Source organism: Sporofaciens sp. St.21A7 (assembly GCF_059728535.1).
Genome location: NZ_BAAGFN010000001.1, coordinates 3,422,878 through 3,445,081 on the forward strand (window position 1 = coordinate 3,422,878; position 22,204 = coordinate 3,445,081).

The following is a 22,204-nucleotide window of genomic DNA, read 5'->3' on the forward strand; positions in this document are numbered from 1 at the left end:
GCTATTTTCCCCGTAACCATTTATGATAAAATCAGATACGAAGCCATCAGAAAGGAGAGATGCACCATGTCCGGCAGACAAGTAAAACTGGAACACGCAGAAAAAGGCAGTATCCTCTATCACTATACCAAAAGCAACGGTATCAACGGCATTATCAATCATAACTGCTTCTGGGCGACAAAGAGCGATTTTCTAAATGACCCCAATGAATTTTCCCATATCCGGGGAATCATAGAAGAAGTATGCCGGGAGACTATCCCCAAGACGGCATTGAGGGAAATGTTTCTGAGAGATTCTATTTATGCCGGAAGAGAAAAGAACCGGGAATACTTTGTTCTGTCATTTTCAAAATGCAGGGACAGCATTACCATGTGGTCCGAGTTCGGCAATAAGACTGGCTACAACATCGGTTTCCGGAGCAACGAAATCATCGCAAGAATTGAAGAAGCCGCTGAGATTGCCTATCATGGGCTTGTCGTCTACGATACAAAGCAGCAGAAGCAGTTAATCCGCAGAATTATCTGCACTTCCCTTCCCAATCTACTGCGGATGCCCCTCGAGGATATCTTAGAAGCTGCAAACCGTGACCCAAAAGACAGCAACTACCAGAAAGCGTGCAGAAAATTCCAGAAAACGGCAGAAGTTTATGCAATGTTCTTTAAACATGAAGGGTTTGCAGAAGAACAGGAATATCGGTTTATTTTCAAAAAGCAGAAAGAAACGACTGTATACTTTCGTCCCAAAGATGGTTTTATGCTTCCCTATATTGAGATTCCCCTAAGTACACGGAACCTTCCCATCGAGGAAATCATGGTCGCACCCCAAAACCATATCGACCTTGCAAAAAATGGGATGGAATATATGCTGCATGCCAAAGGATATGATGCGGATGTGTCTTTATCGAATATCAAGCTGAGATACTAATATTTCAGTGGTTCTGTTTCCAACCACTACTATACCCAAGGGCACACCGTAATACATACCCTTCGGATGGGTGGACTCCGTCCAATAAGGTATACTCAAGGGCACACCTTATCGGACGATAGTCCGCCCGCCCCGACAGGGGCATGGAGCACGAGCTCCCCTTAGGGTATGCTCTCATAAGCCACTTTCAACATCTCAACAATCTGTGCCTCCGGAAACCGGCTGCTGTCGATACAGAAATCATAGGTACTCATATCCATCCACTTTTCATCTGTGAAGTACTCATAAAAGCTTCGCCGTTCCTTATCGGCTTTTTTTACATATGTACGCGCATCCCTCTCTGAGATCTCCATACGCTCGGCAGCTACCTGCACCCGATATTCAAACGGAGCATGGATGAAAACTTTCAGGCAGTCTTCTCCCAAAATCTGGCCGGCACAACGCCCGATAAAGATACACTCTTCCCTCTTGGCAATAAACTTGATAATATCCGTCTGCGCCTGAAAAAGCACGTCGTTCATCGGGTAAAAGCGGTACTGGGATTCCATCTGCGCTGGTTCCTCCAACGGATAGCGCCACTGGCTGGCCCGCTTCTCATCTACTTTCAGAAGCTCCTCATAGGGCAGCCCCTGTTCCTTGCTTGCAATCTGTATCAAATCTTTGTCATAGCAGTGGATTCCCAACTCCTCAGACAAAACCTTTCCTATCTTTCTACCATTGCTTCCAAACATTCGATTAATAGCGATGATCCGTTTTGACATAATAAAAACTCCTTCCTGCCATATATTTTGCTACTATTATTATAGCAAAATATTCTGAAAATTGCTACACTAAAACCTGTACTGAAATCTATTCTTCCGCCCGCCTCAAGATATCATACCGGTCAGCCTCACACCCCAGATCCACATACAACGCCTGTTTCGGGTGCGGTGCGCTTTCCTTTTCATTCCCGTCCTCATCCACAATCCTCCGTACCCGTACCTCAATATTCCTGCCATCCGGCTTCATGATCTCAATCATTTCCCCTACGGAGAACTTATTCCTCTGCTCAATCCGGTACATGCCGTCCCGCTCATCCCCAATAATCCCAAGATACGTGTATTCCTTCACATAAGTATTATTATCATAAATCTGGCTTGTCTCATCCGGTTTCCCAAAATAGAACCCTGTGGTGAACTGCCGGTAAGTGCAGTTTGAAATCTGCTCCAGGTACCACGGCATATTCGCCTGGTACTTCCCTGGCCTTTCCAGATAATCATCAATCGCCTTCCGGTATGTCCGCGCCACTGTCGCGACATAAAGCGCCGTCTTCATACGCCCCTCAATCTTGAAGCTGTCAATCCCCGCGTCAATCATCTCCGGAATATGCTCAATCATACATAAATCCTTGGAATTAAAGATAAACGTCCCCCGCTCGTTCTCATATACCGGCATATATTCTCCCGGCCTGGTCTCCTCCACAATGGAATACTTCCACCGGCATGGATGGGTACAAGCCCCCTGATTGGCGTCCCTTCCGGTAAAATAGTTACTCAGCAGGCATCTTCCGGAATAGGAAATGCACATTGCCCCGTGAATAAAGCTCTCAATCTCCATCTCCTCCGGAATCCGCTCCCTGATTTCTTTTATCTCCCGCAGGGACAGCTCCCTTGCAGAAACCACCCGCTTTGCCCCCAATCTCCACCAAAACCGATAAGTTCCATAGTTGGTATTATTCGCCTGGGTGCTGATATGCCGGTCAATCTCCGGGCAGATTCCCCTGGCCAGATCGAAGATTGCCGGATCCGCAATAATCAGGGCGTCCGGCTTCATCTCCTTCAACTCATACAGATAATCCCGCACCCCGTCAAGGTCATCGTTGTGGGCAAGGATGTTCACAGTCACATGTACTCTCACGCCATGCTCATGTGCAAATACAATCCCCGCCTTCATATCTTCTCTGGAAAAATTCTTCGCCTTCGCCCGCAGGCCAAAGGCTTCCCCGCCAATATATACCGCATCTGCGCCAAATATCACAGCCGTCTTCAATACCTCCAGGCTGCTTGCCGGAATTAATAATTCCGGGCGTTTTCCCTCCAGATATTTATCTCCCTGTCGTCCCATTCTGCTTATATCCCCCTTTTCTTCACACTCAGCGCAATCCCATCCCCCAAGGGCAGGATAGACGTCATAAGCTGTCCGTGATGCTTCAATTCATAAAGATACTCCCGCATCCGGCTATGAATCGTACGGTTACGTCTCTCCACGGCAAACCGCGATTCAATCACGTCTCCGTCCTGCAGCACATTGTCCGACATCAGCACGCCGCCGTCCGAGAGCAGCCGCACGGCATCCGGCAGATAGCGGATATACTGCCCCTTGGCAGCGTCCATAAAAATAAAATCATACATCCCGCTAAGAGTCCCCATGATTTCAAGGGCGTCCCCCTCTATCAAGGTGATCTGCCCTTCTCTCCCGGCACGCCTGAAGTTCTCCCGGGCAATCGGAATCCGCTTCTCATACTTTTCAATCGTCGTAATCTGTGCGTCCTCTGGCAGATACTCGCTCATCAAAATCGCAGAAAAACCAATAGCCGTCCCTATCTCCAGGATTCGGGACGGCTGTTTCATCATTAAGATTACCTTGAGGAAACTCTGCGTCTCCTTGCGGATAATCGGTACGTGCGTATCTAACGCCTCCTGTTCAATTTGTTCAATCACAGGATTCTCAGGACCTTCCAGAGAGTGGATGTACGTAATCATCCTTTCGTCAATTATCATTTTTCAGTGCTTCCTCCTGTAACCTGTCAAACTCTGCCATACATGCATCCACGGAAGCCCCTTCCATCAGTTTGCGCACGATCAGGCAGGTATTCCCCCACTGCTCCACCTTCATGCCCGCATTGCTTGCAAGGACGTACGTCCCGTCATTCACCAGGTCATTCATCGGCCTCAACGCCGGGATACAGTCCACCTCCACATTCTTAGACGGGGAAATTACCTTGTTCGTCTCCGCATACACCTGAAGGGCTTCATCTGACAGAATCACCTCCAACACATCCAACGCATCTTTCTTATGCTCCGCCTTGGTACAGACCGACATCCCGGTCATGGACATCACGGGCATCTGTCCCCGTTCACTGGGGAATCCGATGACCCGCAGATTGAAATCCGGTTTCCCGTAAGCCGTGTCCGCATTGGCGGCGCCCCAATACGCCATGACAATCGGCGTCTTCTGCGCCATAAAATCAGGGCCTTCCCCTTCAATCGCCTCATAGGTATACGCTGTCTTGGCATCAATGTACCCTAAATCCATCATTTTCTTCAAGTACTCGAATCCGGTCCGCATATACTCACTATACTTACGCTCCCCACTGTTCAGGGCCTCGATCTCTGCCTCAACATCGCCTCCGTTATACAAATCCGCATAAGCCTGTGCAAACACGAATGTCTCAAGCCACCAACGGTTCGCTCCCACCGGCGTCTCAATCCCATTTTCCTTGAACACCCTGCAGCACTCAAGGAACTCATCCGGCGTATCCGGAAGTTCCAGGCCATATTCATCAAACATATCCTTATTCACGAACAGCCCATAGACCACGACCTCTTGCGGAATCCCCACCAGCTTCCCGTCTACCGTATTCGCCGTCTTTACCACCTCCCGCAGATTCCTGGCGCATTCAAGCCCGGACAAATCTTCAAGCAAGCCTTCCTCGCCTGTTTTCTGCAGGACGTCCGGATTCAGCAGATACAGATCGTCCATATGGTTCCGGATCCGGTCAATTCCTACGTCGTCATAGGATTTTTCCTGATAGTTCTCTGACGTATAAGTATTGTACTCCACTCTCAGGTCCAGTTTCTCCTCTGCCATAATAATCGTCTTGTCAAATGCCGTCCTTGCGACGTTCTTTGCATCCGGCTTCGACCGCTCCATAGGAACGAACAGCTCGATATACTTACCGTCTTCCAGATCGTTCTTGGCAAGGTTTTCCGTTGAATTCCTCTTCTCCCCGCATGCAGCCATGGCAATAACCAAGGCTCCGGCAAGCAGCGCCGACGACGCTCTCTTAAAACATTTCTTCATTACTTCCTCTCTTTCATAGCAAGATACAGGCTGAGTGTCTGCTTCAATAAACCCATATCCACAGGCTTCGCTATGTGCGCATCCATACCCGCATCCATAGCGTCCTTAACATCCTCCGCAAATGCATTGGCAGTCATGGCAATAATAGGGATCAGCTTCGCATCCTCCCGTTTGAGCGACCGGATTGCCCGCGACGCCTCATAACCATTCATCACAGGCATCTGGATATCCATCAGGATAGCGTCATATGTTCCCGGCTCTGTGCTGCTAAAACGCTCCACTGCCCGCTCGCCGTTTTCGACGATCTCACAGGTCGCCTCCTCAATATCCAAAAGCTCCTCAATAATCTCCGCATTGATCTCATTATCCTCCGCCACAAGGAAATGCCTTCCTCCAAAACCGCCTTCCGAAAGGGAATCCAAATGCTGACTCTCCAAGTTACGCTCTCCCATGATCTCAAGGATTTTCTCCTTGAACACCGCGACAAAGAACGGTTTTGCAAGGAAACCGTCAATTCCGGCCTCCAACGCATCTTCCTCAAGCTCCTCCCAGTCATGGGCCGTCATCAGGAGGATCGGTACATCTTTGGCGCAGGCCTCTTTCATCCGCCTTGCCGTCTCAATCCCGTCCATCCCCGGCATCCGCCAATCCAGGAGGACCATATCATAGTCGTTCCCGCCTTCGCATGCCACCATGCGCAGCGCCTCCTCCCCATCATGTGCCACATTAACATGGACGCCGGTATCTTCCATCAGCAGCCGGACCGTCTCACCGATATCCGGCTCATCATCTGCTACAAGGATTCTCGTAATGCCCTTCTGTTCCCAGAACTTCTCATCCTCCTCAGTCTCCGGTATGCGAAGCTCCAGATCCACAGTAAACAGGCTTCCCATATCCACTACGCTAAAGACCTCTATCATCCCGCCCATCAGTTCCACGATATTCTTTGTAATCGCCATGCCAAGGCCGGTTCCCTGTACCTTATTCGTCGTGCTGTTCTCCGCCCTTGTAAACGCGTCAAAAATCGTCTCAAGGAATTCCGGCGTCATCCCATAGCCGTTATCCTCCACCTCAATCCTGATACGCTCAAACTGGCTGGAATGCTGCGCAAGCCCAATGATACGCAGACAGATGTTGCCACCCTCCTGGGTATATTTTACCGCATTCGAGAGAAGGTTAATCAAAATCTGGTTCAGCCTCGTCTCATCACCGATTAAATGCTCATGCTTGATTCCCGTCACGGCAATGTCAAAATTCTGCCCTTTTGCCTTCGCCGCCGGACGTATGATAGCGTCAATCGAAGAAATCATGTCTTTTAGCGCAAACTCCCCCAGGGAAAGCGCAACCTTCCCGCTCTCGATTTTTGAAATATCCAGTACATCATTAATCAGGCTTAACAGATGCTGTCCGGAGGCGGTAATCTTCTTGGTATATTCCTCCACCTTCTCCGGATTATCCACATCCTTGGCAAGAAGTGTCGCAAACCCCAGAATCGCATTCATCGGAGTCCTGATGTCATGAGACATATTCGACAGGAACGTGGTCTTGGAATTATTCGCAACCTGCGCAGTCTGCAGCGCCTCCGTAAGCTGCCTGTTATGCATCTCCCGCTCTTCCTCACGTTCCTTTTGCATCTTCCTCTGCTGCCTTTCATTAAATAGATAAAACAGGCAGCATCCCACAAACGCTGCAAGCATCACCGCGACCACGATGAACATATTCTGGTTCACCGCGTCGCCCTCCCGCTGTATCGCCTGGACAGGAACGTATCCAATAAGATAGACCACGCCGTCATTCACAGACCACATATAAATCAAAGATTCCTGATTCTGGATATTATGGTAGAACATCATATCACTTCCTTCGGTAATATGCTCATCTACCGTCTTCTTGACCTCCTCCTCACGAATCTTATTCGCAGTGTAAAAATCTTCCAGATTAAGATGCCCTGCATCCCTCTCGCCAATGCCCTTGGGCTTCATGACAAATTTCCGGCTGGCAGCATCCATCAGATAGAGTGTTGCCTCACTGTGATAAAAATCATTCGGCAGCGCCTCGTCAAAAGAATCATAGATATACTCGATATAGAGCGTTCCGATCTCGTCATTCTCCCTGACAATAGGACATTTCATGGTATACGCCCAAGTCCCCATATCATTGATATAAGAACTGGAAAGCGGCAAGCCATCCACCGTCTTTCCCGCCGAAAAATCCAACCCTTCCTCCGAGAACACCTCTTTCGTGTTTGAAATACCTTCCGTCTCTCCGGCAAGTATAATAGATATCTTGATCATCGTGCTGTTCCGTTCATAAGAACGGACAAAATCTTCCGGATTCTTTGAATCCGCCATCTCCTGTGCAATCAAGACCTGAAACTCCGCCTCTATTCCCAGAATCGTCTCTATCGTATTTCCAATCAAATCCAGGCTTTCATCCAGGTTATTAATCGCAGACAGAGACATCTCCTCCGAAATTCTCTGAGCGACCGAATACACCACGGCGCCCAGGATACAAAAAATCATCAAAAACGGAATCAACAAGGCTGCCCTTCTGCGCGCCCCACTTTTTATTTCTCTATTCCCCATAAAATATTTCACCTAACAATCTGCCAGCCGGTATCTAACATTAGCAGACTACATGAATCCATCCTTTTGGAGCTTCAAGCTGTCCCATCTGAATTCCGGTCAGCGTATCATACAGCTTCTTCGTCACCGGTCCCATGGCATCCATTCCACTGGGGAAACAAATCTCTTTCCCATGGTCTACCACTTTGCCTACCGGAGAGATCACTGCCGCCGTTCCGCACAGCCCGCATTCTGCAAATTCCTTTACTTCTTCAAACGGCACCTCCCGCTCTTCCACCTGAAGGCCAAGATAGTTCTCGGCAACATACATCAAAGAACGTCTCGTGATAGACGGAAGAATCGTATCTGACTTAGGCGTTACCACCTTGCCGTCCTTCGTCACGAACAGGAAATTGGCTCCTCCGGTCTCCTCTACCTTCGTTCTGGTAGCCGCATCCAGATACATATTCTCATCATATCCCTGATTATGGGCGTCTACGATTGCATAGAGGCTCATGGCATAATTAAGCCCTGCCTTCACATGCCCTGTCCCATGGGGAGCAGCCCGGTCAAAATCGCATACCCGGATGGTAATCGGTTTCGCGCCGCCCTTAAAATACGGCCCTACCGGAGTGGTGAACACACGGAACTGGTACTCTTCCGCCGGTTTTACGCCAATGACCGCATTAGAGCCGAACAGATAAGGCCGCACATACAGCGTCGCGCCGGAACCATAGGGCGGAACATACGCCGCATTGGCCTCCACAGTCCTGTGGACGGCGTCTAAGAACCGCTCCTCCGGAAACACAGCCATCTCAAGCCGCTTCGCCGTATCCGCCATGCGCTTTGCATTCAGATCCGGGCGGAACATCACGATATGCCCATCCTGGGTCGTATAAGCCTTTAACCCTTCAAAACAAGTCTGCGCATATTGGAGTACACATGCACATTCATTGATGACTACATTCGCATCGGAGGTCAGCCCGCCTTCATCCCACGCCCCATTCTTATAATGGGAAACGTATCTCTGATCCGTCTCAATATATCCAAATCCAAGGTTTGACCAGTCAATATTCTTCTTCTCCATCTTTCGAGTCCTCCGTTCTTACACTACTATTCTATTACTGTCTCATCAAAATGTTATCAAAATCTATTATAATACCCCTTGCCTCAAAATTCAAGGATACACCAGAACATTACCGTTCCATCATACTGATGGATTCAATCCCGACGCTTCCGCCCCTGACCACCTCGATGATCTTGAACTCTTCCTTCATCAGCTTGATTACGGCGTCATTCTTCGTCGCCGTCTGCACGAACTCCAAAAGCAGGCTGTCCTTCCCATAATCGATGACCTTCGCCTTGAACGTCTCCGCAATCTGGAACAGCTCCACCTTATCCTCCGGGGTACATCTTAGCACTTTGACATACAGAATCTCTTTCATACGGACGAACACATCCGTAAAATCAATGACCTTAATGACCTCCACCAGCCGGTTCAGCTGCTTCTTGATCTGCTCAAACGTCTCGTCGTCGCTGACCGTCGCAATCGTCATCCTGGAAACCGTGGGGTCTTCCGTCGTCCCCACCGTCAGGCTGTCCAGATTGTAAGACTTCCCGGAAAAAAGCCCGGAAATCTTAGAAAGGACGCCCACCTGGTTCTCCACATACAGGGAAATCCACCGCTTCTTCATACTGTTCATATACCTGTCTCCTTTTTGTTTATTCTGCCAACCGCCAAATCTGCTCCCTTTGTCCTGTCTGTCCCGCCTCCGGGACAGAGCTTCTGCGCTAACAGTCCAGGATCATGTCCTCCAGAGTCCCGCCAGGCTTTATCATCGGGTAGACCAGATCCTCCGGGTCAATCTCAAACTCTATGATATACGGGATCTTTTCACTTTTCATCGCCTCACGGAAAGCAGGCTCAATCTCTTCCCTCTTCGTCACCCGGATTCCTTTCGCCCCATAGCTCTCTGCCAGCCTGACAAAATCAGGCGTATAAGTGGGACATTCTACTTCCCCGCACCTGCCCCGGCACGCCGCGCCGGAACGTAAGCAGGTCATGGAATAACGTTTTCCGTAGAATAATTTCTGCCACTGGCGCACCATGCCCAGATTATTATTGTTGAAAATACAGCTGATAATCGGCAGTTCCTCCAATACGGCCGTGGCAAGCTCCTGAATATTCATCTGCATGCCTCCGTCCCCGGAAATCGAAATCACAGGCACATCCGGATTCCCGATCTTCGCCCCGATAGCGCCCGGCAGCCCATACCCCATGGTCCCAAGCCCGCCGGACATCAATAGCTGCTTCTTCGCATTCAGCTCAATGAACTGCGCCGTGAACATCTGGTGCTGCCCAACGTCCGTCACCACGATTGCCTCATCAAACACACGGTTAATCGTATCAATCACGTCCTGAGGCGTCATAATCGGCTTCTTCTTCATCTGCATGGGGTGTTCGCATTTCCATTCCTTAACCTCGTCAAGCCACTTCTTCGTGTCACTCTCCGTCACATACTCCAGCATCCGTGTGATTGCTTCCCTGGCATCCGCAACGATCGGAACATCCACCTGCACGTTTTTAGAAATGGCAGCCGTGTCAATATCAATATGGACAATCTGCGCATGGGGGGCAAATGAGTGGAGCTTCCCCGTAATACGGTCATTGAACCGCGTCCCGATGGAAAACAGCAGGTCACATTCTCCCACGGCCATGTTGCACGCATAGGCGCCGTGCATCCCCAGATTCCCCACATACAGCGGGTGATCCGTAGCAATCGCGCCCCTTCCCATGACCGTCGTTACCACAGGCACATTGGTAAGTTCCACAAGCTTTGTGAACTCCCGGTTGGCGCGTGAAATGTTGACCCCACCCCCTGCAAGAAACAGCGGGCGCTTCGCCTTGCCAAGCATCTTGATCGCCTTCTTGAGCTGCCCGATATGTACCTGCGTATTAGGCCTGTACCCGCGGATATTCACTTCCTCCGGATAGTCCCCGCTTCCCAGTTCCCCCATCACGTCTTTCGGAAGATCGATCAGCACAGGCCCTGGCCTTCCGGACCTGGCAATATAAAAAGCCTCCTTCACAATCCGCCCCAGGTCTTCCCTGCGGCGCACCGTGACGCCGTACTTGGTGATACTGCGGGTAATCCCCACAATATCCACCTCCTGGAAGGCGTCATTCCCAATCAGGTGCCTTGCCACCTGGCCGGTAAAACACACCAGCGGAACACTGTCATAGTACGCCGTCGCAAGGCCGGTCACCAAATTCGTCGCCCCCGGCCCGCTGGTCACAAGGCACACGCCCACTTTCCCGGTACTTCTGGCATAAGCATCCGCCTCATGCACCAACGCTACCTCCTGCCGCGGCAGGATAACCTTCGTATAATCCTGCTTATACAGCTCGTCACTGATATCAATCGTGCATGCGCCCGGATAGCCGAACAATGTGTCTACCCCTTCTTCCTTCAACGCCTTTACCAATAACTTGTTACCGCTGATTTTCTTCATAAATATACCTCCCGTATCATCATTGACTAAAAAGCCTGCACTAAGGGCATGTACTACGGCTGTGCCCTTTTGTATGGAAAAAAAACACCCTAAGCTTGTCGCTTAGGGCGAATATTACATCCGTGTTACCACCTAAATTCAAAGAGAACTCTCTTTGCACTCTGCCGATACAGGAATCCTCTCCGATACCGCTCCCCTGTAACGCTGGGACTGCGTTGAAGTCTACTTGGACACCCTATTACGCCCTTTCGGTTCACTGCTCAAAGGCTACTTCCGCAAATCCATCACGAAGAATTCCCACCCGCCATCTTCTCTCTTGGCTTCCGGTATCTGCGTACTCCTCCTTGTCGTAGCATTTGTCTCGTTCACTTTAATGAATTATCACTATTATAGTTGACTGTCCCATGGTTGTCAACTGGATATTTTTAACCTCTTTCGTCTATGGAAACTCCGTAAGTACCTGCGCCGCTATCCCTTCCCAGGAAATCCTGCTCACATCCGCAGCCTTTTGCTCCTTCGTCCGGATACTCGCAAGCAGCGCGTCCGCCAGACGCTCCTCGAACGCCGGTAGGGTTTCCGGTACAGGCTCATCCGTGTTCTGCATCTGGGGCATCTCTACAAACCTGACATCCCCTCCCGGCGCAGATGCAAGAAGCCACTCCCGGATTCCCGGAAGATCCGACATCACCACGCGCATCCGGCACGCCAATGCCTCTATGACCGTAAGCGGCAGCCCGTCGAAAAAGGATGGAAGCACAAAAATATCGCCCTCACGGTACACCCTTGCAAGCTCCGGCTGGGACAGCCTGCCCAGAAAGCGGACTTCATAAGGGCATTCTTCCGCCATCTGCCGGATCTGCCCATATTCCTCCTGATTCCCTGCACTCCCTGCAAGTTGTACAAGAAGCTCATCACGCACGCACGCGCCCTTTTGGGAATACAAGACAGAAAGGCTGCGGATCAGGCTCATTACGCCCTTCTTCTCTGCAATCTTTCCTGCAAATACAATCCTTGTGACGCCGTCGTCCTTTTTCTCTTCCCCGCCGTGGAATATCTGGCTGTTATAACCCATCCCCACCGCCTCGATCTTCTCCGGCTTTGCCTGATAGACTGCAAGCACGCCCTCACGCTGGGCCTTTTGTGGCACAAAAATACGGTCGAGCTTACGGATCTGCTCCCGGATAAATTCTCTCTCCAAATCCGTCTTGCACATCTGCCGCAAATCCGTATTGTGGCAGAACCCATAGACCCGATACTCTGGGAAATGCTTCCTCACAACAGCGGTCAAAAGGTACAGATGATGGCACAGGATTAAATCCGGTCCAAACTCCCTGACTGCCTGAGTGATCGACTCTAGAAAAGCCTCCTCAAACTGCGCCGTCATCTTTGGCGTCATGTCGCAATACCGGGTACTCCGATAGGGCATCTCATCCGACATCCCGACAATCGGGAAAGGCAGTTTCCCCTCCTCAAAATATACAGGATAGAACCTCACGCCTTCCGGCAGCTCCACGGTATCCTCCCGGTACACCCCAGCCACAACCGCCTGTGCATGTCCCTTGCAGCCATACTCCTTCACAAGCTCCGTCAGATAAATCCCACTGCCCGTACTGTTGGGTTTTTGCGCCGTAATACTCAGTATCCTCATGGCTTACAGCCCTTTTCCCGGCATCCGCTCATACACCGTGAAATAGTACTCAAGATCAAAGCACGTCTGCTCTTCGCTGATTTTCGTCATAATCCACTCCCTGTCCTCATCCAGGTTCGGGAAATAGGAGTCTGCGTCATAAGCATGGTTGATTTTGGTAACAAGAGCCTCGTCGCACAGGGGGAGCATCGCCCGGTAAATGCTCTCGCCGCCGACCACATAAGCCTCCCCTTTATGCTTTCCGATCTCTACCAGCGCCTCGTCGATGTTATGGACGACAATTGCTCCCTCCACATGATAATCATGATCTCTAGTAATCACAATGTTCACCCGGTCTTTCAGTGGCTTTCCCTGGGGGAAACTCTCCAGCGTCTTCTTACCCATAATAATAATATTTCCCAATGTTGTCTCGCGGAAAAACTTCATATCCGCCGGAATGCTCCACATGATCTTGTTATCTTTCCCAATCGCCCAATTCTTGTCAACAGCAACAATTAATTTCATCTTCTTCTCTCTCCTTTTCATCCATATATAATAGTTCCATCCACTACACGGCAACCGGAATATTCCGGATCTGCTCATGTGTCTCATAATTGTTCAGTTTTACATCCTCCGGCGTAAATTCATAGAAATCCCGAATCTCCGGGTTCAGCCAGAACTCTGGCGCTTTCAGCGGTTCCCTGCCAATCAGCTCCTCTACTAACGGAATATGCCGGTCATAGATATGGGCATCCGCAATCACATGTACCAGCTCCCCGGTATCCATCCCGCATACCTGCGCCAGCATATGCATCAATACTGCATACTGGCATACATTCCAGTTATTTGCCGTCAGCACATCCTGGGAACGCTGGTTCAAAATCCCGTTCAATACCAGCCGGTCACTTTCCTTCTTCTTTGTCACGTTAAACGTCATACTATATGCACAAGGGTACAGCCTCATCTCATGCAAATCCTGATGGACATAAAGATTCGTCATGATCCGCCTGCTGTAAGGGTTATGTTTCAGGTCATAGATCACCCTGTCAATCTGGTCGAACATCCCCTCCCTATACGCATGCTTCACCCCCATCTGGTAGCCGTATGCCTTGCCGATGGAGCCATCCTCGTCTGCCCAGCTGTCCCAGATATGGCTGTTCAGTTCATGGATATTATTGGACTTCCTCTGCCAGATCCACAGCAGCTCGTCCGTACAGCTCTTAATCGCCGTACGGCGGAGCGTAAGCGCCGGGAACTCTTTTTCCAGGTCATAGCGGTTCACCACCCCGAAACGCTTGACGGTGTATGCAAGGCTTCCGTCCTCCCATCTGGGACGTACCTTCTCCCCGCTGGTATCCGTGCCGTTCTCCAGTATATCCTTGCACATATCAATGAAAACTCTATCAGCATAACTCATATATCGGTTTACCTCCAAAAAATGATGACCGTCCTGCACATCAACACAAATCTGCGCACCGGTGCAATTTATTATACCACGGTTTATACATAAAAAAAAGAGGAAATGCCTCCTCTTCTTTTTTGCCTCAATTCCTCTCTCTGTAACCTGCAATCTCCCGAACCGTCCGTCCGGCAAGATATTCATTCACAGCGCTCACCCTTGCCTTATCATACGCCTGAAAAATAAGCCGCGCTTTTCCGGGGTCGCGGTACACCTTCCAGTACCCGCTCATTACTTCCCCCTTACCGCCCTGCTCAATAAAACATCTCACATCTTCAACCGGATAATCCAGAAACACCCCGATTTCATGGGGAAAACTTTGATTCTGGCAAGCATGGCTTTGGACTCTTGCCGAAAGCCTTCCAAGCGCCATCTCAAGGCTCTGGCAGGCATACCCGTATTGCCGCAGGAAATCCCTGACCTCCTTCTTCTCCAAAAATGCAGACAGCTCATTCTTTCGGTACAAAAAAACCAGACATTTCCTATTATTCTCCGACAGAATCCGATATTCTATATCCGTCCCCCAAAGGACATTCTCCAAATCCTTACAATATCCCGTTTCCACATTCAGCATACAGGCAGCTTTCATCCCCTTTAAGAACGGCGCGCACTGGAAAATAACCTGTAATTGCAGGCCTCTTCTTAGGTTTTCTTTAGAGAACAGAAATGATACAACTTCTACTGGCATATTCTCTCCTTATTTTGATATTAATTATCATTTTCATATATTATATCATACAAAGAAACAACCTAACAAGTATCTAACTGATAGGATTTTCTCAATGATACAAATTTATGCAGAAAAATAGCCGAACCATTTATGGCTCAGCTATGTTATACAATACCTTTTCCAGCATTTTCTCCAATGCTGCCTTCTCTTTTTTATTCATTCCAATCGTAAACTTCTTATCAATCTTCTTCCGGTCCGCCTCCATCCGTCTCCGGATATCATAGGCTTTCTCCGTCAGGTAAATATTGTTGCACCGCTTATCCCGATCACTGGGCACAGAAAGGATGTACCCCTTCTCGTCCAGACGCTTTAACAGACCTGTCACAGTGGGGTTCCGTAAGCTCAACGCCTTCTCGATATCTCTCTGGTTCACGGATTCTTCACTGCTGCGGAACAGATAATCCAGAACAGCACACTGGGACGCAGTAATTCCGATTGTTTTAAGAAGCTGGTTAAAATCCTTCTCATAGATTGTATTAATCTGCTTGAACATGAAGCCAATCGGCATCCGTTCCTTCATCTCTTCGTCCCCCTGCGTCTTTACTCCCTATCCGGCAGCCTCTTCCAGAAGCCTTATCTTCCTTAACTCCCTGACTGCGCACGTCAATGCCGCAAACGCTGCCGCGCCGTCCGCAATCGGTCCCGCATACATGACCCCGTCGATTCCCATAAACAGCGGAAAAATCACAATCAGCGGAAGCAGAAAAATCACCTGTCTAGTCAGCGACACCACAATACCAAGCTTCGCCTTCCCAATCGACGTAAAGAACCCGGAAGACATGGGCTGGATTCCATTGATAAAGGTCAACATCATGAAAATCCGGAAATATCTCTCGGCAAACTGAAAATATTCTTCACTTCCTGTCCCGAAAATCCCCACGAGCTGACGCGGAAAGAGCTGGAAACAACAGAAGAACAGGATTCCAACAATCAGGGAAACTCGAAAGGCCTTGACATATGTTTCCCGCACTCTCCCGTATCTTCCTGCCCCATAGTTAAATCCCCAAATCGGCTGGCATCCCTGGGAAATCCCGATGCAGATTGCCATAAATACCATATTGACTTTGGAAATAACCCCGACACAGGCCAGCGGGATATCCGTCCCATACACAGAAGAAGCCCCATAATGCCTCAACGTATTATTCATCGTAATCTGCACCACAGCCATGGCAATCTGATTGATACAAGCCGCCATCCCAAGCGATGCAATCGCTTTCAGACATGTACCTCTCGGCCTCAGCATATCCAAAGACAATTCCATCTTACGGAATCTGGTAAAATATAAAATAACCAGAAACCCGGACACCACCTGTCCGATTACGGTGGCCCACGCGGCGCCCTTGATTCCCAGATGGAAACCAAAAATAAACAGCGGGTCCAGAACCGTATTTATAATCGCCCCTGTCAGCATACACGCCATAGAGTAAGTCGGGCTTCTGTCCGCACGAATCAGATGGTTTCCGCCTGTGGTCAGAATCAGAAAGGGAATCCCGAAAGCCGTGATTCCCGTATAATCCTGAGCAAAAGGCAGAACCTCCGGAGTGACCCCGAACAGCTCAAGCAAGGGATCCAGGAACAACAGCACCACGCCCGCAATCACAATTCCGCAGATTACAAGCATTGCCAAACCGGTCCCAACGATTCTGCTTGCCTTCTCTTTGTTTCCCGCTCCCGATTCCAGATTAAAATTCGAGGAGCTGCCGATCCCCAGCAAAAGCGCCGTCGCCGTACAGATAATAGACACAGGGAAAGCAATATTCGTGGCCGCGTTGCCAAGCATGCCTACGCCCTGCCCGATAAAAATCTGGTCTACGATATTGTACAGAGAACTCACCAGCATACTGATAATCGCAGGTATGGCAAACCGAGCAATCAGCTTTCCGATCTTCTCCACTGCCAGGGGATTTTCCAATACCCCACTCTCATTCATTCTCTCACTCATATCCTGTCTTACGGCCTTTGTCCCATACCGCCTTCCAGAGTAATCGTCTCACCGCTCATATACTTGAAGTCCGGTGATGCAAGCTGTACGCAGACACGTCCAATCTCCAGCTCCGCATCTCCGTAATGGCCTGCCGGCGGCATCTTCACATTCTGCTTAAATGCATCCGGATATGCCTTCTCAAAATTCTCAAGCTGTGCCGTCCATGCAAGCGGACAGATGATATTCACATTGACGCCGTCCTTCCCCCACTCTGTCGCCGCAACACGGGTCAGGCCGCGCACTCCTTCCTTTGCCGCCGCATAAGCACACTGCCCGAAATTACCGAACAGGCCTGCGCCGGAAGCAAAATTGATGACCGTCCCCTTCGTCTCCTTCAGGTGCGGATGGCACGCCTTCATATAGTAGAAGGTGGCATATAGCCCGGAATAGACCGCAAGGTCAAACTGCTCCGTGGTATGGTCTTCCAACGTAACGCCGGATGCGGACGCCTGCGCATTATTAATCAGCACGTCAATCCTTCCGAATGTATCCATCGCCTGCTTTACAACATTGCCGACTACCGTCTCATTGTCAGCCCCTGCCGAAACATCCGCCTGAACATCCAGGACTTTAATCCCGTATAACCGCTCCAGCTCTTCCTTCGCATCCTCAAGCTTCTTGACGTTCCGCCCCGTAATTACAAGGTTCGCGCCTTCCTTCGCATATGCAGTCGCAATCCCATAGCCGATGGAACCGCATCTGCCGTCACTCAAGACCGAACGTCCTCCTCCTGTAATAATTGCTGTCTTTCCTGTTAAAAATCCCATATGGCATTCTCCTTTCTGAACTCTAATATCTTTTGCAGATTCACTCTAAGTTAAGGATATCACTTTTTGAACAAGAAAACAACCGAAAAAAATCGGACAAATGATATACTCACTTATCCGATTCTTTCTAAGAGCGACAGACGGGGTTCGAACCCGCGACCCCGACCTTGGCAAGGTCGTACTCTACCAACTGAGCCACTGTCGCTTATTTTGTTTTGTGTCCCTCAGGACAATACATATATTACTATATAGATTTGCTTTTGTCAACATGTTTTTTCAAATTTTTTCTATTTTTTTCAAAGAAAGCTTCAGACGCCCATCTCCACAGCTTTCCAATGGCTCCTTAACCCCCTGTTTCCGCGGCTTCCCGGGGACTTTTCAGTCCCCGGTTTTCACGATAAAACCGACGTCCCCAATCTCTCCTCCGGCGGGGATTGTCCCGTTATATTCCTTAGAGGTGATATGTACCGTCTGGTCCTGTACGGAATAATCCCCGTTCCAACCGTCTGTCAACACAATCTTCTCCTCAAAGGGAATATCCACCGCCCAATTTGTACATTGCTGGTCTGAAGTATTCTTTACCGTAAGCTCGTACTGGCGTACAGGTTTCCCCTCTTCCTCCCAACTATTTTTCAGGTACATGAAAACTTCGATGTCTCCGCACACCAACGTCTGACCGTCTTTGCTGTCTTCCGGAGAGTTTGAGCCGTCCTGCGCCGTCTCTTTCTGCACCGCCTCATTTTCCGACTGCTCTGCCACGGCTCCTCCCTGCCTTGTCGTCAGCATCTGGTACAGCCATTTCCCTGTTTCGCTTAAATCCTCTTCCGTAAATCCACTGGTCTTGGTGCAGGAACTTAAAAACATCGCCGAACTCTCATCCTTATTGGACAGGTTCCAAGCCACATAGCTGACCCCATACTGATCCATCAAATCCACCCACTGGTTCGCCTGTCCCGTGTCAATGGCTCCGTTCCCGCTTGCATCACAGATTCCGTACTCCGTCACGAAAATCGGCAGCCCTGCGTCAATGGCGCCTGCCATCTTACCCCGCAGATCATCCTTGTGGGTCGCCGCATAGAAATGAAGGGTATACATCAAATTCTCATACCCTGTGATCGGATCTGCCGCCGCCTGGTCCACGAACTGGGACCAGTTGGGTGTCCCTACGATAATGACAGCCTCCTCGTCATTTGCACGAATCACTGGAATGACCTCCTGAGCATAAGACTTAATGTCGCCCCATGCCGTGCCTCCGTTGGGCTCATTACAGATTTCATACAGTACATTGTCTGCATCTGCATATTCCGCAGATATCTCTGCAAAAAAAGCCTTTGCTTCCTCCAGATGGATATTGGGGTTATTGTCCGATAAAATGTGCCAGTCAATAATCACATACATATCCTGCTGTGTGGCGTATTCCACTCCGTCCCGGATCAGCCCTTTTAAATATTCCTTGTCGCCGTCCGTACAGTACCCGCCGGATTCAGCCGTATACATGGCCAGGCGCATTACATTTGCCTTCCATTCATTATGCAGCTGGGCAAAACACTCTGCATTGATATAGTCTGGAAACCACGCCATACCATGCGTACTGATTCCCCTAAGCTGCACCGGTTCCCCGTTGCTGCCGCAGAGTTTGGTTCCTTCTACATGGAGCGCCCCGGTTACGGAGGGAGCCGCAATCTTGTTCTCTACCGGGACTTCCTGCTCTGGTTCCTTCTCTTCCTCCTGAATATCCTTTGCCTTTCCGCTTTCCTTCTCCTCCTGCTTCTTTGGCACACTTTCCTCCTTCTTGGCGCCGCATCCTGCCATGCAGATTGGAATCGCCAAAAGGAACATCACACATAGCACAGCGAGTATTCTTTTTCTTCTCATCTATCACACCTGCTTTCTAAGGTATAGTCTACCGCATCCTTTTTTTCTTGTCAAATGCTATAACAAGAAAGCTGTCCTAATGATTTCTAAAAAAACAGCCGATATATGATATGTAGAAGTACAGGAACTGAACTTTGATTCTGCGCCATTTGTGCAGATGGTCGTTAAGTTCCCCACAAGCATACAAGGAGGCATGATATGAGCAATAGTGAACCAATCACCAGTACACACATGGCGCCGCAAGAACCTGCTTCGGACAAAGCTACGAATTTCGGTCTGCCCCGTACTATCCATCTTGTCCCCATGGACTATATCTGCGGTTTTGAAGTACGACCGGGATTCTACGAAATCAACGGTGCGACAGCCATACCCGGCGGCGTTAATTTCACAGTATATTCCCATGGAGCCACATCGATTGAATTACTGCTTTTTCACAGAGCAGCGGAAGAACCCTTCGCCGTCCTTCCATTCCCGAATCACTACCGAATCGGCAACGTCTACTCCATGATCGTGTTCAAACTGAACATAGAGGACTTTGAGTACGCCTACCGGGTAGACGGACCTTACGAGCCGGAGAAAGGATTGATCTTTAATAAAAATAAATATCTTTTGGATCCATATGCCCGTGCCGTTTCCGGTCAGAGCCAGTGGGGCGACTCTGCTCCCCGTGGACAGCACTACAAGGCTCGGGTGGTAAAAGACGATTTCGACTGGGGAAGTATTGCGCCGCCTCTGCTTCCTACGGAGGATTTGATTATATACGAACTCCACGTCCGGGGATTTACCAAACATGAATCGTCCGGCGTGCTGCACCCTGGGACTTTCGACGGCCTTCTGGAAAAACTCCCTCATCTGTTGGAACTAGGTGTCAACGTCGTAGAATTAATGCCCATCTTTGAATTCGATGAGATGCAGGACTATCGGGAAGTAGACGGTGAAAAGCTCTACAATTACTGGGGCTATAACACTGTCAGCTTCTTTGCGCCCAATACCAGTTATTCCTCCTACCGGGAGCATAACCGGGAAGGCAATGAGCTGAAACATCTAATCCAGGTCTTCAACCAGCACGGAATCGAAGTATACCTGGACGTCGTATTCAATCACACGGCGGAAGGCAACGAACACGGTCCTTTCTTTTCATTTAAAGGATTTGATAACAACATTTATTACTTGCTGACGCCAGAAGGATATTATTATAATTTCAGCGGATGCGGCAACTCTCTTAACTGTAACCATCCCATCGTCCGCCAGATGATTCTGGACTGCCTGCGTTACTGGGTAAACACTTACCGGGTAAACGGATTCCGTTTCGACCTTGCATCTATCCTGGGCCGTAACGAAGATGGCTCGCCAATGAACAAGCCGCCGCTTCTGCAGGCTCTTGCCTTTGACCCAATCCTTGGAGATGTCAAACTTATTGCCGAGGCATGGGATGCTGACGGACTCTACCAGGTGGGTACGTTCCCCTCCTGGAACCGCTGGGCAGAATGGAACGGAAGATACCGCGACGATATGCGAAGATACCTCAAAGGAGACGAAGGCATGGCACAGGCAGCAGCGCTGCGGCTCGTCGGCTCCCACGACATCTACGCAATTGACACCAGAGGAAATGCTTCCGTGAATTTTATCACCTGTCATGACGGGTTTACACTTTATGATTTATACTCCTACAATGAAAAGCACAATGAAAAAAACGGATGGAACAATACCGATGGTTCTAACGACAATCATAGCTGGAACTGCGGGGCCGAAGGCGATACCGATAATCCCGATGTTCTTGCCCTCCGGAAACGGATGATCCGCAATGCTTTCGCAATTCTAATGTGCAGCCGCGGAATCCCCATGTTTCTGGCCGGCGATGAATTCTGTAATACACAGTTCGGCAATAACAATTCCTATTGCCAGGATAATATCACTTCTTGGCTGGACTGGCGATTATTGGAGAAAAATCGGGATATTTTTGAATTCTTCAAGTACATGATACGTTTCCGCAAATCTCATAGGTTACTGCGTACCAATGTAAGCAATGGGGTAAACGGATTCCCGGATGTCAGCTTCCATGGAGTCATCCCCTGGTGTGAGCATTTTGCAGGGTATGACAGATACATTGGCGTGATGTTTACAGGACAGGAGAAAAGCTCTGGTCCCCAGTTCATCTATGTTGCATCCAACGCCTACTGGGAAGAGGTTGAAGTGCTCCTGCCGGAACTTCCAATTTCTATGTGTTGGAAAGTGGTTGTAGATACCTGGGAAGAAAGCCAGAAAGCCTATAATCTATACAGCGATCGGATTACCGTACGTCCCCGGAGTCTGATGGTCGTATTAGGCGAATAAATGAACGTGCATCCATCGGCCGGATGCACCCAAAAACAGGCAGATCGAGAATGATTCCCAATCTGCCTGTTTTCTTTCCCGCAATATACTTACTCTCCAAGTCCGCCTTCTATTGCGGCGACCATCTCTTTTAACGCCTCTTCTTCTCCCTCACCCTCACAGATCAGCTCTATCTCGTCACCCTTCTTGATACAGGCGCCGAGTACGCTAAGCACACTCTTGGCATTGGCAATCGTATTATCATACTCAAATGTAACCTTACACTTAAAATTGCTTGCCGTATTACAGAAGATTCCTGCCGGTCTTAGATGAAGTCCGGTTGGGTTCGTAATCGTAACTCTTTGCTTAACCATTGTCTCCTCCGT

Annotated in this window: 19 protein-coding genes, 1 tRNA gene and 1 other annotated feature; of the genes, 2 read left to right on the forward strand and 18 right to left on the reverse strand. The window is 49.5% G+C overall.

The features are described 5' to 3' along the window. Window positions 1-66: 66 nt before the first annotated feature. Window positions 67-924: a DUF2971 domain-containing protein gene (locus AC6I3O_RS16850; RefSeq protein ID WP_497851903.1), complete on the forward strand. Its 858-nt coding sequence runs from the start codon at window positions 67-69 to the stop codon at window positions 922-924. A 161-nt stretch (window positions 925-1,085) separates the two neighbouring features. On the opposite strand, the gene AC6I3O_RS16855 is transcribed toward AC6I3O_RS16850, so the two are convergent. The 17 genes from AC6I3O_RS16855 to AC6I3O_RS16935 form a co-directional block, all read right to left on the reverse strand. Then, on the reverse strand, window positions 1,086-1,685 hold the full coding sequence (locus AC6I3O_RS16855) for a cytidylate kinase-like family protein (RefSeq protein WP_497851904.1): 600 nt from the start codon (window positions 1,683-1,685) through the stop codon (window positions 1,086-1,088). An 88-nt stretch (window positions 1,686-1,773) separates the two neighbouring features. Then, the gene (locus tag AC6I3O_RS16860) at window positions 1,774-3,027 is read right to left on the reverse strand and encodes a peptidase U32 family protein (protein ID WP_497851905.1); all 1,254 of its coding nucleotides are present in this window, start codon (window positions 3,025-3,027) and stop codon (window positions 1,774-1,776) included. A gap of 5 nt (window positions 3,028-3,032) precedes the next feature. Then, on the reverse strand, window positions 3,033-3,683 hold the full coding sequence (locus AC6I3O_RS16865) for an O-methyltransferase (RefSeq protein WP_497851906.1): 651 nt from the start codon (window positions 3,681-3,683) through the stop codon (window positions 3,033-3,035). Beyond that, window positions 3,673-4,986: an ABC transporter substrate-binding protein gene (locus tag AC6I3O_RS16870; RefSeq protein ID WP_497851907.1), complete on the reverse strand. Its 1,314-nt coding sequence runs from the start codon at window positions 4,984-4,986 to the stop codon at window positions 3,673-3,675. Before AC6I3O_RS16870 ends, AC6I3O_RS16865 begins: the two co-directional genes overlap by 11 nt. After that, on the reverse strand, window positions 4,986-7,571 hold the full coding sequence (locus AC6I3O_RS16875; protein ID WP_497851908.1) for an ATP-binding response regulator: 2,586 nt from the start codon (window positions 7,569-7,571) through the stop codon (window positions 4,986-4,988). Before AC6I3O_RS16875 ends, AC6I3O_RS16870 begins: the two co-directional genes overlap by 1 nt. 40 nt (window positions 7,572-7,611) lie before the next feature. Beyond that, window positions 7,612-8,637 (reverse strand): branched-chain amino acid aminotransferase, encoded by a 1,026-nt coding sequence (locus AC6I3O_RS16880; RefSeq protein ID WP_497851909.1) that lies wholly within the window; start codon window positions 8,635-8,637, stop codon window positions 7,612-7,614. A gap of 109 nt (window positions 8,638-8,746) precedes the next feature. Continuing rightward, complete coding sequence (gene ilvN, locus AC6I3O_RS16885) at window positions 8,747-9,253, reverse strand: acetolactate synthase small subunit (RefSeq protein ID WP_497851910.1); 507 nt, start codon at window positions 9,251-9,253, stop codon at window positions 8,747-8,749. Between the two features lie 88 nt (window positions 9,254-9,341). Beyond that, complete coding sequence (ilvB, locus tag AC6I3O_RS16890) at window positions 9,342-11,063, reverse strand: biosynthetic-type acetolactate synthase large subunit (RefSeq protein WP_497851911.1); 1,722 nt, start codon at window positions 11,061-11,063, stop codon at window positions 9,342-9,344. A 100-nt stretch (window positions 11,064-11,163) separates the two neighbouring features. Beyond that, window positions 11,164-11,423: a binding site (T-box leader), on the reverse strand. A gap of 79 nt (window positions 11,424-11,502) precedes the next feature. Then, complete coding sequence (locus tag AC6I3O_RS16895; RefSeq protein WP_497851912.1) at window positions 11,503-12,711, reverse strand: glycosyltransferase family 4 protein; 1,209 nt, start codon at window positions 12,709-12,711, stop codon at window positions 11,503-11,505. A 3-nt stretch (window positions 12,712-12,714) separates the two neighbouring features. Then, on the reverse strand, window positions 12,715-13,215 hold the full coding sequence (locus tag AC6I3O_RS16900) for a dihydrofolate reductase (RefSeq protein WP_497851913.1): 501 nt from the start codon (window positions 13,213-13,215) through the stop codon (window positions 12,715-12,717). 43 nt (window positions 13,216-13,258) lie between these two features. Continuing rightward, the gene (gene thyA, locus AC6I3O_RS16905) at window positions 13,259-14,107 is read right to left on the reverse strand and encodes a thymidylate synthase (RefSeq protein WP_497851914.1); all 849 of its coding nucleotides are present in this window, start codon (window positions 14,105-14,107) and stop codon (window positions 13,259-13,261) included. A 127-nt stretch (window positions 14,108-14,234) separates the two neighbouring features. Next, entirely contained in the window at window positions 14,235-14,837 is a 603-nt protein-coding gene (locus AC6I3O_RS16910) for a DUF3793 family protein (RefSeq protein ID WP_497851915.1), read from the reverse strand. 130 nt (window positions 14,838-14,967) lie between these two features. Then, entirely contained in the window at window positions 14,968-15,399 is a 432-nt protein-coding gene (locus AC6I3O_RS16915) for a MarR family winged helix-turn-helix transcriptional regulator (protein ID WP_497851916.1), read from the reverse strand. A gap of 27 nt (window positions 15,400-15,426) precedes the next feature. Continuing rightward, on the reverse strand, window positions 15,427-16,809 hold the full coding sequence (locus AC6I3O_RS16920) for an MATE family efflux transporter (RefSeq protein ID WP_497853498.1): 1,383 nt from the start codon (window positions 16,807-16,809) through the stop codon (window positions 15,427-15,429). Between the two features lie 20 nt (window positions 16,810-16,829). Continuing rightward, window positions 16,830-17,630, reverse strand: coding sequence for an SDR family NAD(P)-dependent oxidoreductase (locus AC6I3O_RS16925; protein WP_497851917.1), 801 nt, complete (start codon window positions 17,628-17,630; stop codon window positions 16,830-16,832). A 132-nt stretch (window positions 17,631-17,762) separates the two neighbouring features. Continuing rightward, a tRNA-Gly gene (locus AC6I3O_RS16930) sits at window positions 17,763-17,835 on the reverse strand. A 173-nt stretch (window positions 17,836-18,008) separates the two neighbouring features. Next, window positions 18,009-19,505, reverse strand: coding sequence for a cellulase family glycosylhydrolase (locus tag AC6I3O_RS16935; protein WP_497851918.1), 1,497 nt, complete (start codon window positions 19,503-19,505; stop codon window positions 18,009-18,011). A 231-nt stretch (window positions 19,506-19,736) separates the two neighbouring features. Between AC6I3O_RS16935 and AC6I3O_RS16940 the strand changes: the two genes are divergently transcribed. Continuing rightward, window positions 19,737-21,839 carry a glycogen debranching protein gene (locus tag AC6I3O_RS16940; protein WP_497853499.1) on the forward strand — a complete coding sequence of 701 codons (2,103 nt, stop codon included), beginning with the start codon at window positions 19,737-19,739 and terminating at the stop codon, window positions 21,837-21,839. An 89-nt stretch (window positions 21,840-21,928) separates the two neighbouring features. Here AC6I3O_RS16940 and AC6I3O_RS16945 read toward each other — a convergent pair whose 3' ends face one another. After that, a complete protein-coding gene (locus tag AC6I3O_RS16945) occupies window positions 21,929-22,192 on the reverse strand; it encodes an HPr family phosphocarrier protein (RefSeq protein WP_497851919.1) in 264 nt (87 codons plus the stop codon). Between the last annotated feature and the right edge of the window lie 12 nt (window positions 22,193-22,204).

Coding starts and splice junctions, on each gene's coding strand:
- AC6I3O_RS16850 (WP_497851903.1), top strand. CDS start 67: ATGTCCGGCAGACAAGTAAAACTGGAACACGCAGAAAAAGGCAGTATC.
- AC6I3O_RS16855 (WP_497851904.1), bottom strand. CDS start 1,685: ATGTCAAAACGGATCATCGCTATTAATCGAATGTTTGGAAGCAATGGT.
- AC6I3O_RS16860 (WP_497851905.1), bottom strand. CDS start 3,027: ATGGGACGACAGGGAGATAAATATCTGGAGGGAAAACGCCCGGAATTA.
- AC6I3O_RS16865 (WP_497851906.1), bottom strand. CDS start 3,683: ATGATAATTGACGAAAGGATGATTACGTACATCCACTCTCTGGAAGGT.
- AC6I3O_RS16870 (WP_497851907.1), bottom strand. CDS start 4,986: ATGAAGAAATGTTTTAAGAGAGCGTCGTCGGCGCTGCTTGCCGGAGCC.
- AC6I3O_RS16875 (WP_497851908.1), bottom strand. CDS start 7,571: ATGGGGAATAGAGAAATAAAAAGTGGGGCGCGCAGAAGGGCAGCCTTG.
- AC6I3O_RS16880 (WP_497851909.1), bottom strand. CDS start 8,637: ATGGAGAAGAAGAATATTGACTGGTCAAACCTTGGATTTGGATATATT.
- ilvN (WP_497851910.1), bottom strand. CDS start 9,253: ATGAACAGTATGAAGAAGCGGTGGATTTCCCTGTATGTGGAGAACCAG.
- ilvB (WP_497851911.1), bottom strand. CDS start 11,063: ATGAAGAAAATCAGCGGTAACAAGTTATTGGTAAAGGCGTTGAAGGAA.
- AC6I3O_RS16895 (WP_497851912.1), bottom strand. CDS start 12,711: ATGAGGATACTGAGTATTACGGCGCAAAAACCCAACAGTACGGGCAGT.
- AC6I3O_RS16900 (WP_497851913.1), bottom strand. CDS start 13,215: ATGAAATTAATTGTTGCTGTTGACAAGAATTGGGCGATTGGGAAAGAT.
- thyA (WP_497851914.1), bottom strand. CDS start 14,107: ATGAGTTATGCTGATAGAGTTTTCATTGATATGTGCAAGGATATACTG.
- AC6I3O_RS16910 (WP_497851915.1), bottom strand. CDS start 14,837: ATGCCAGTAGAAGTTGTATCATTTCTGTTCTCTAAAGAAAACCTAAGA.
- AC6I3O_RS16915 (WP_497851916.1), bottom strand. CDS start 15,399: ATGAAGGAACGGATGCCGATTGGCTTCATGTTCAAGCAGATTAATACA.
- AC6I3O_RS16920 (WP_497853498.1), bottom strand. CDS start 16,809: ATGAATGAGAGTGGGGTATTGGAAAATCCCCTGGCAGTGGAGAAGATC.
- AC6I3O_RS16925 (WP_497851917.1), bottom strand. CDS start 17,630: ATGGGATTTTTAACAGGAAAGACAGCAATTATTACAGGAGGAGGACGT.
- AC6I3O_RS16935 (WP_497851918.1), bottom strand. CDS start 19,505: ATGAGAAGAAAAAGAATACTCGCTGTGCTATGTGTGATGTTCCTTTTG.
- AC6I3O_RS16940 (WP_497853499.1), top strand. CDS start 19,737: ATGGCGCCGCAAGAACCTGCTTCGGACAAAGCTACGAATTTCGGTCTG.
- AC6I3O_RS16945 (WP_497851919.1), bottom strand. CDS start 22,192: ATGGTTAAGCAAAGAGTTACGATTACGAACCCAACCGGACTTCATCTA.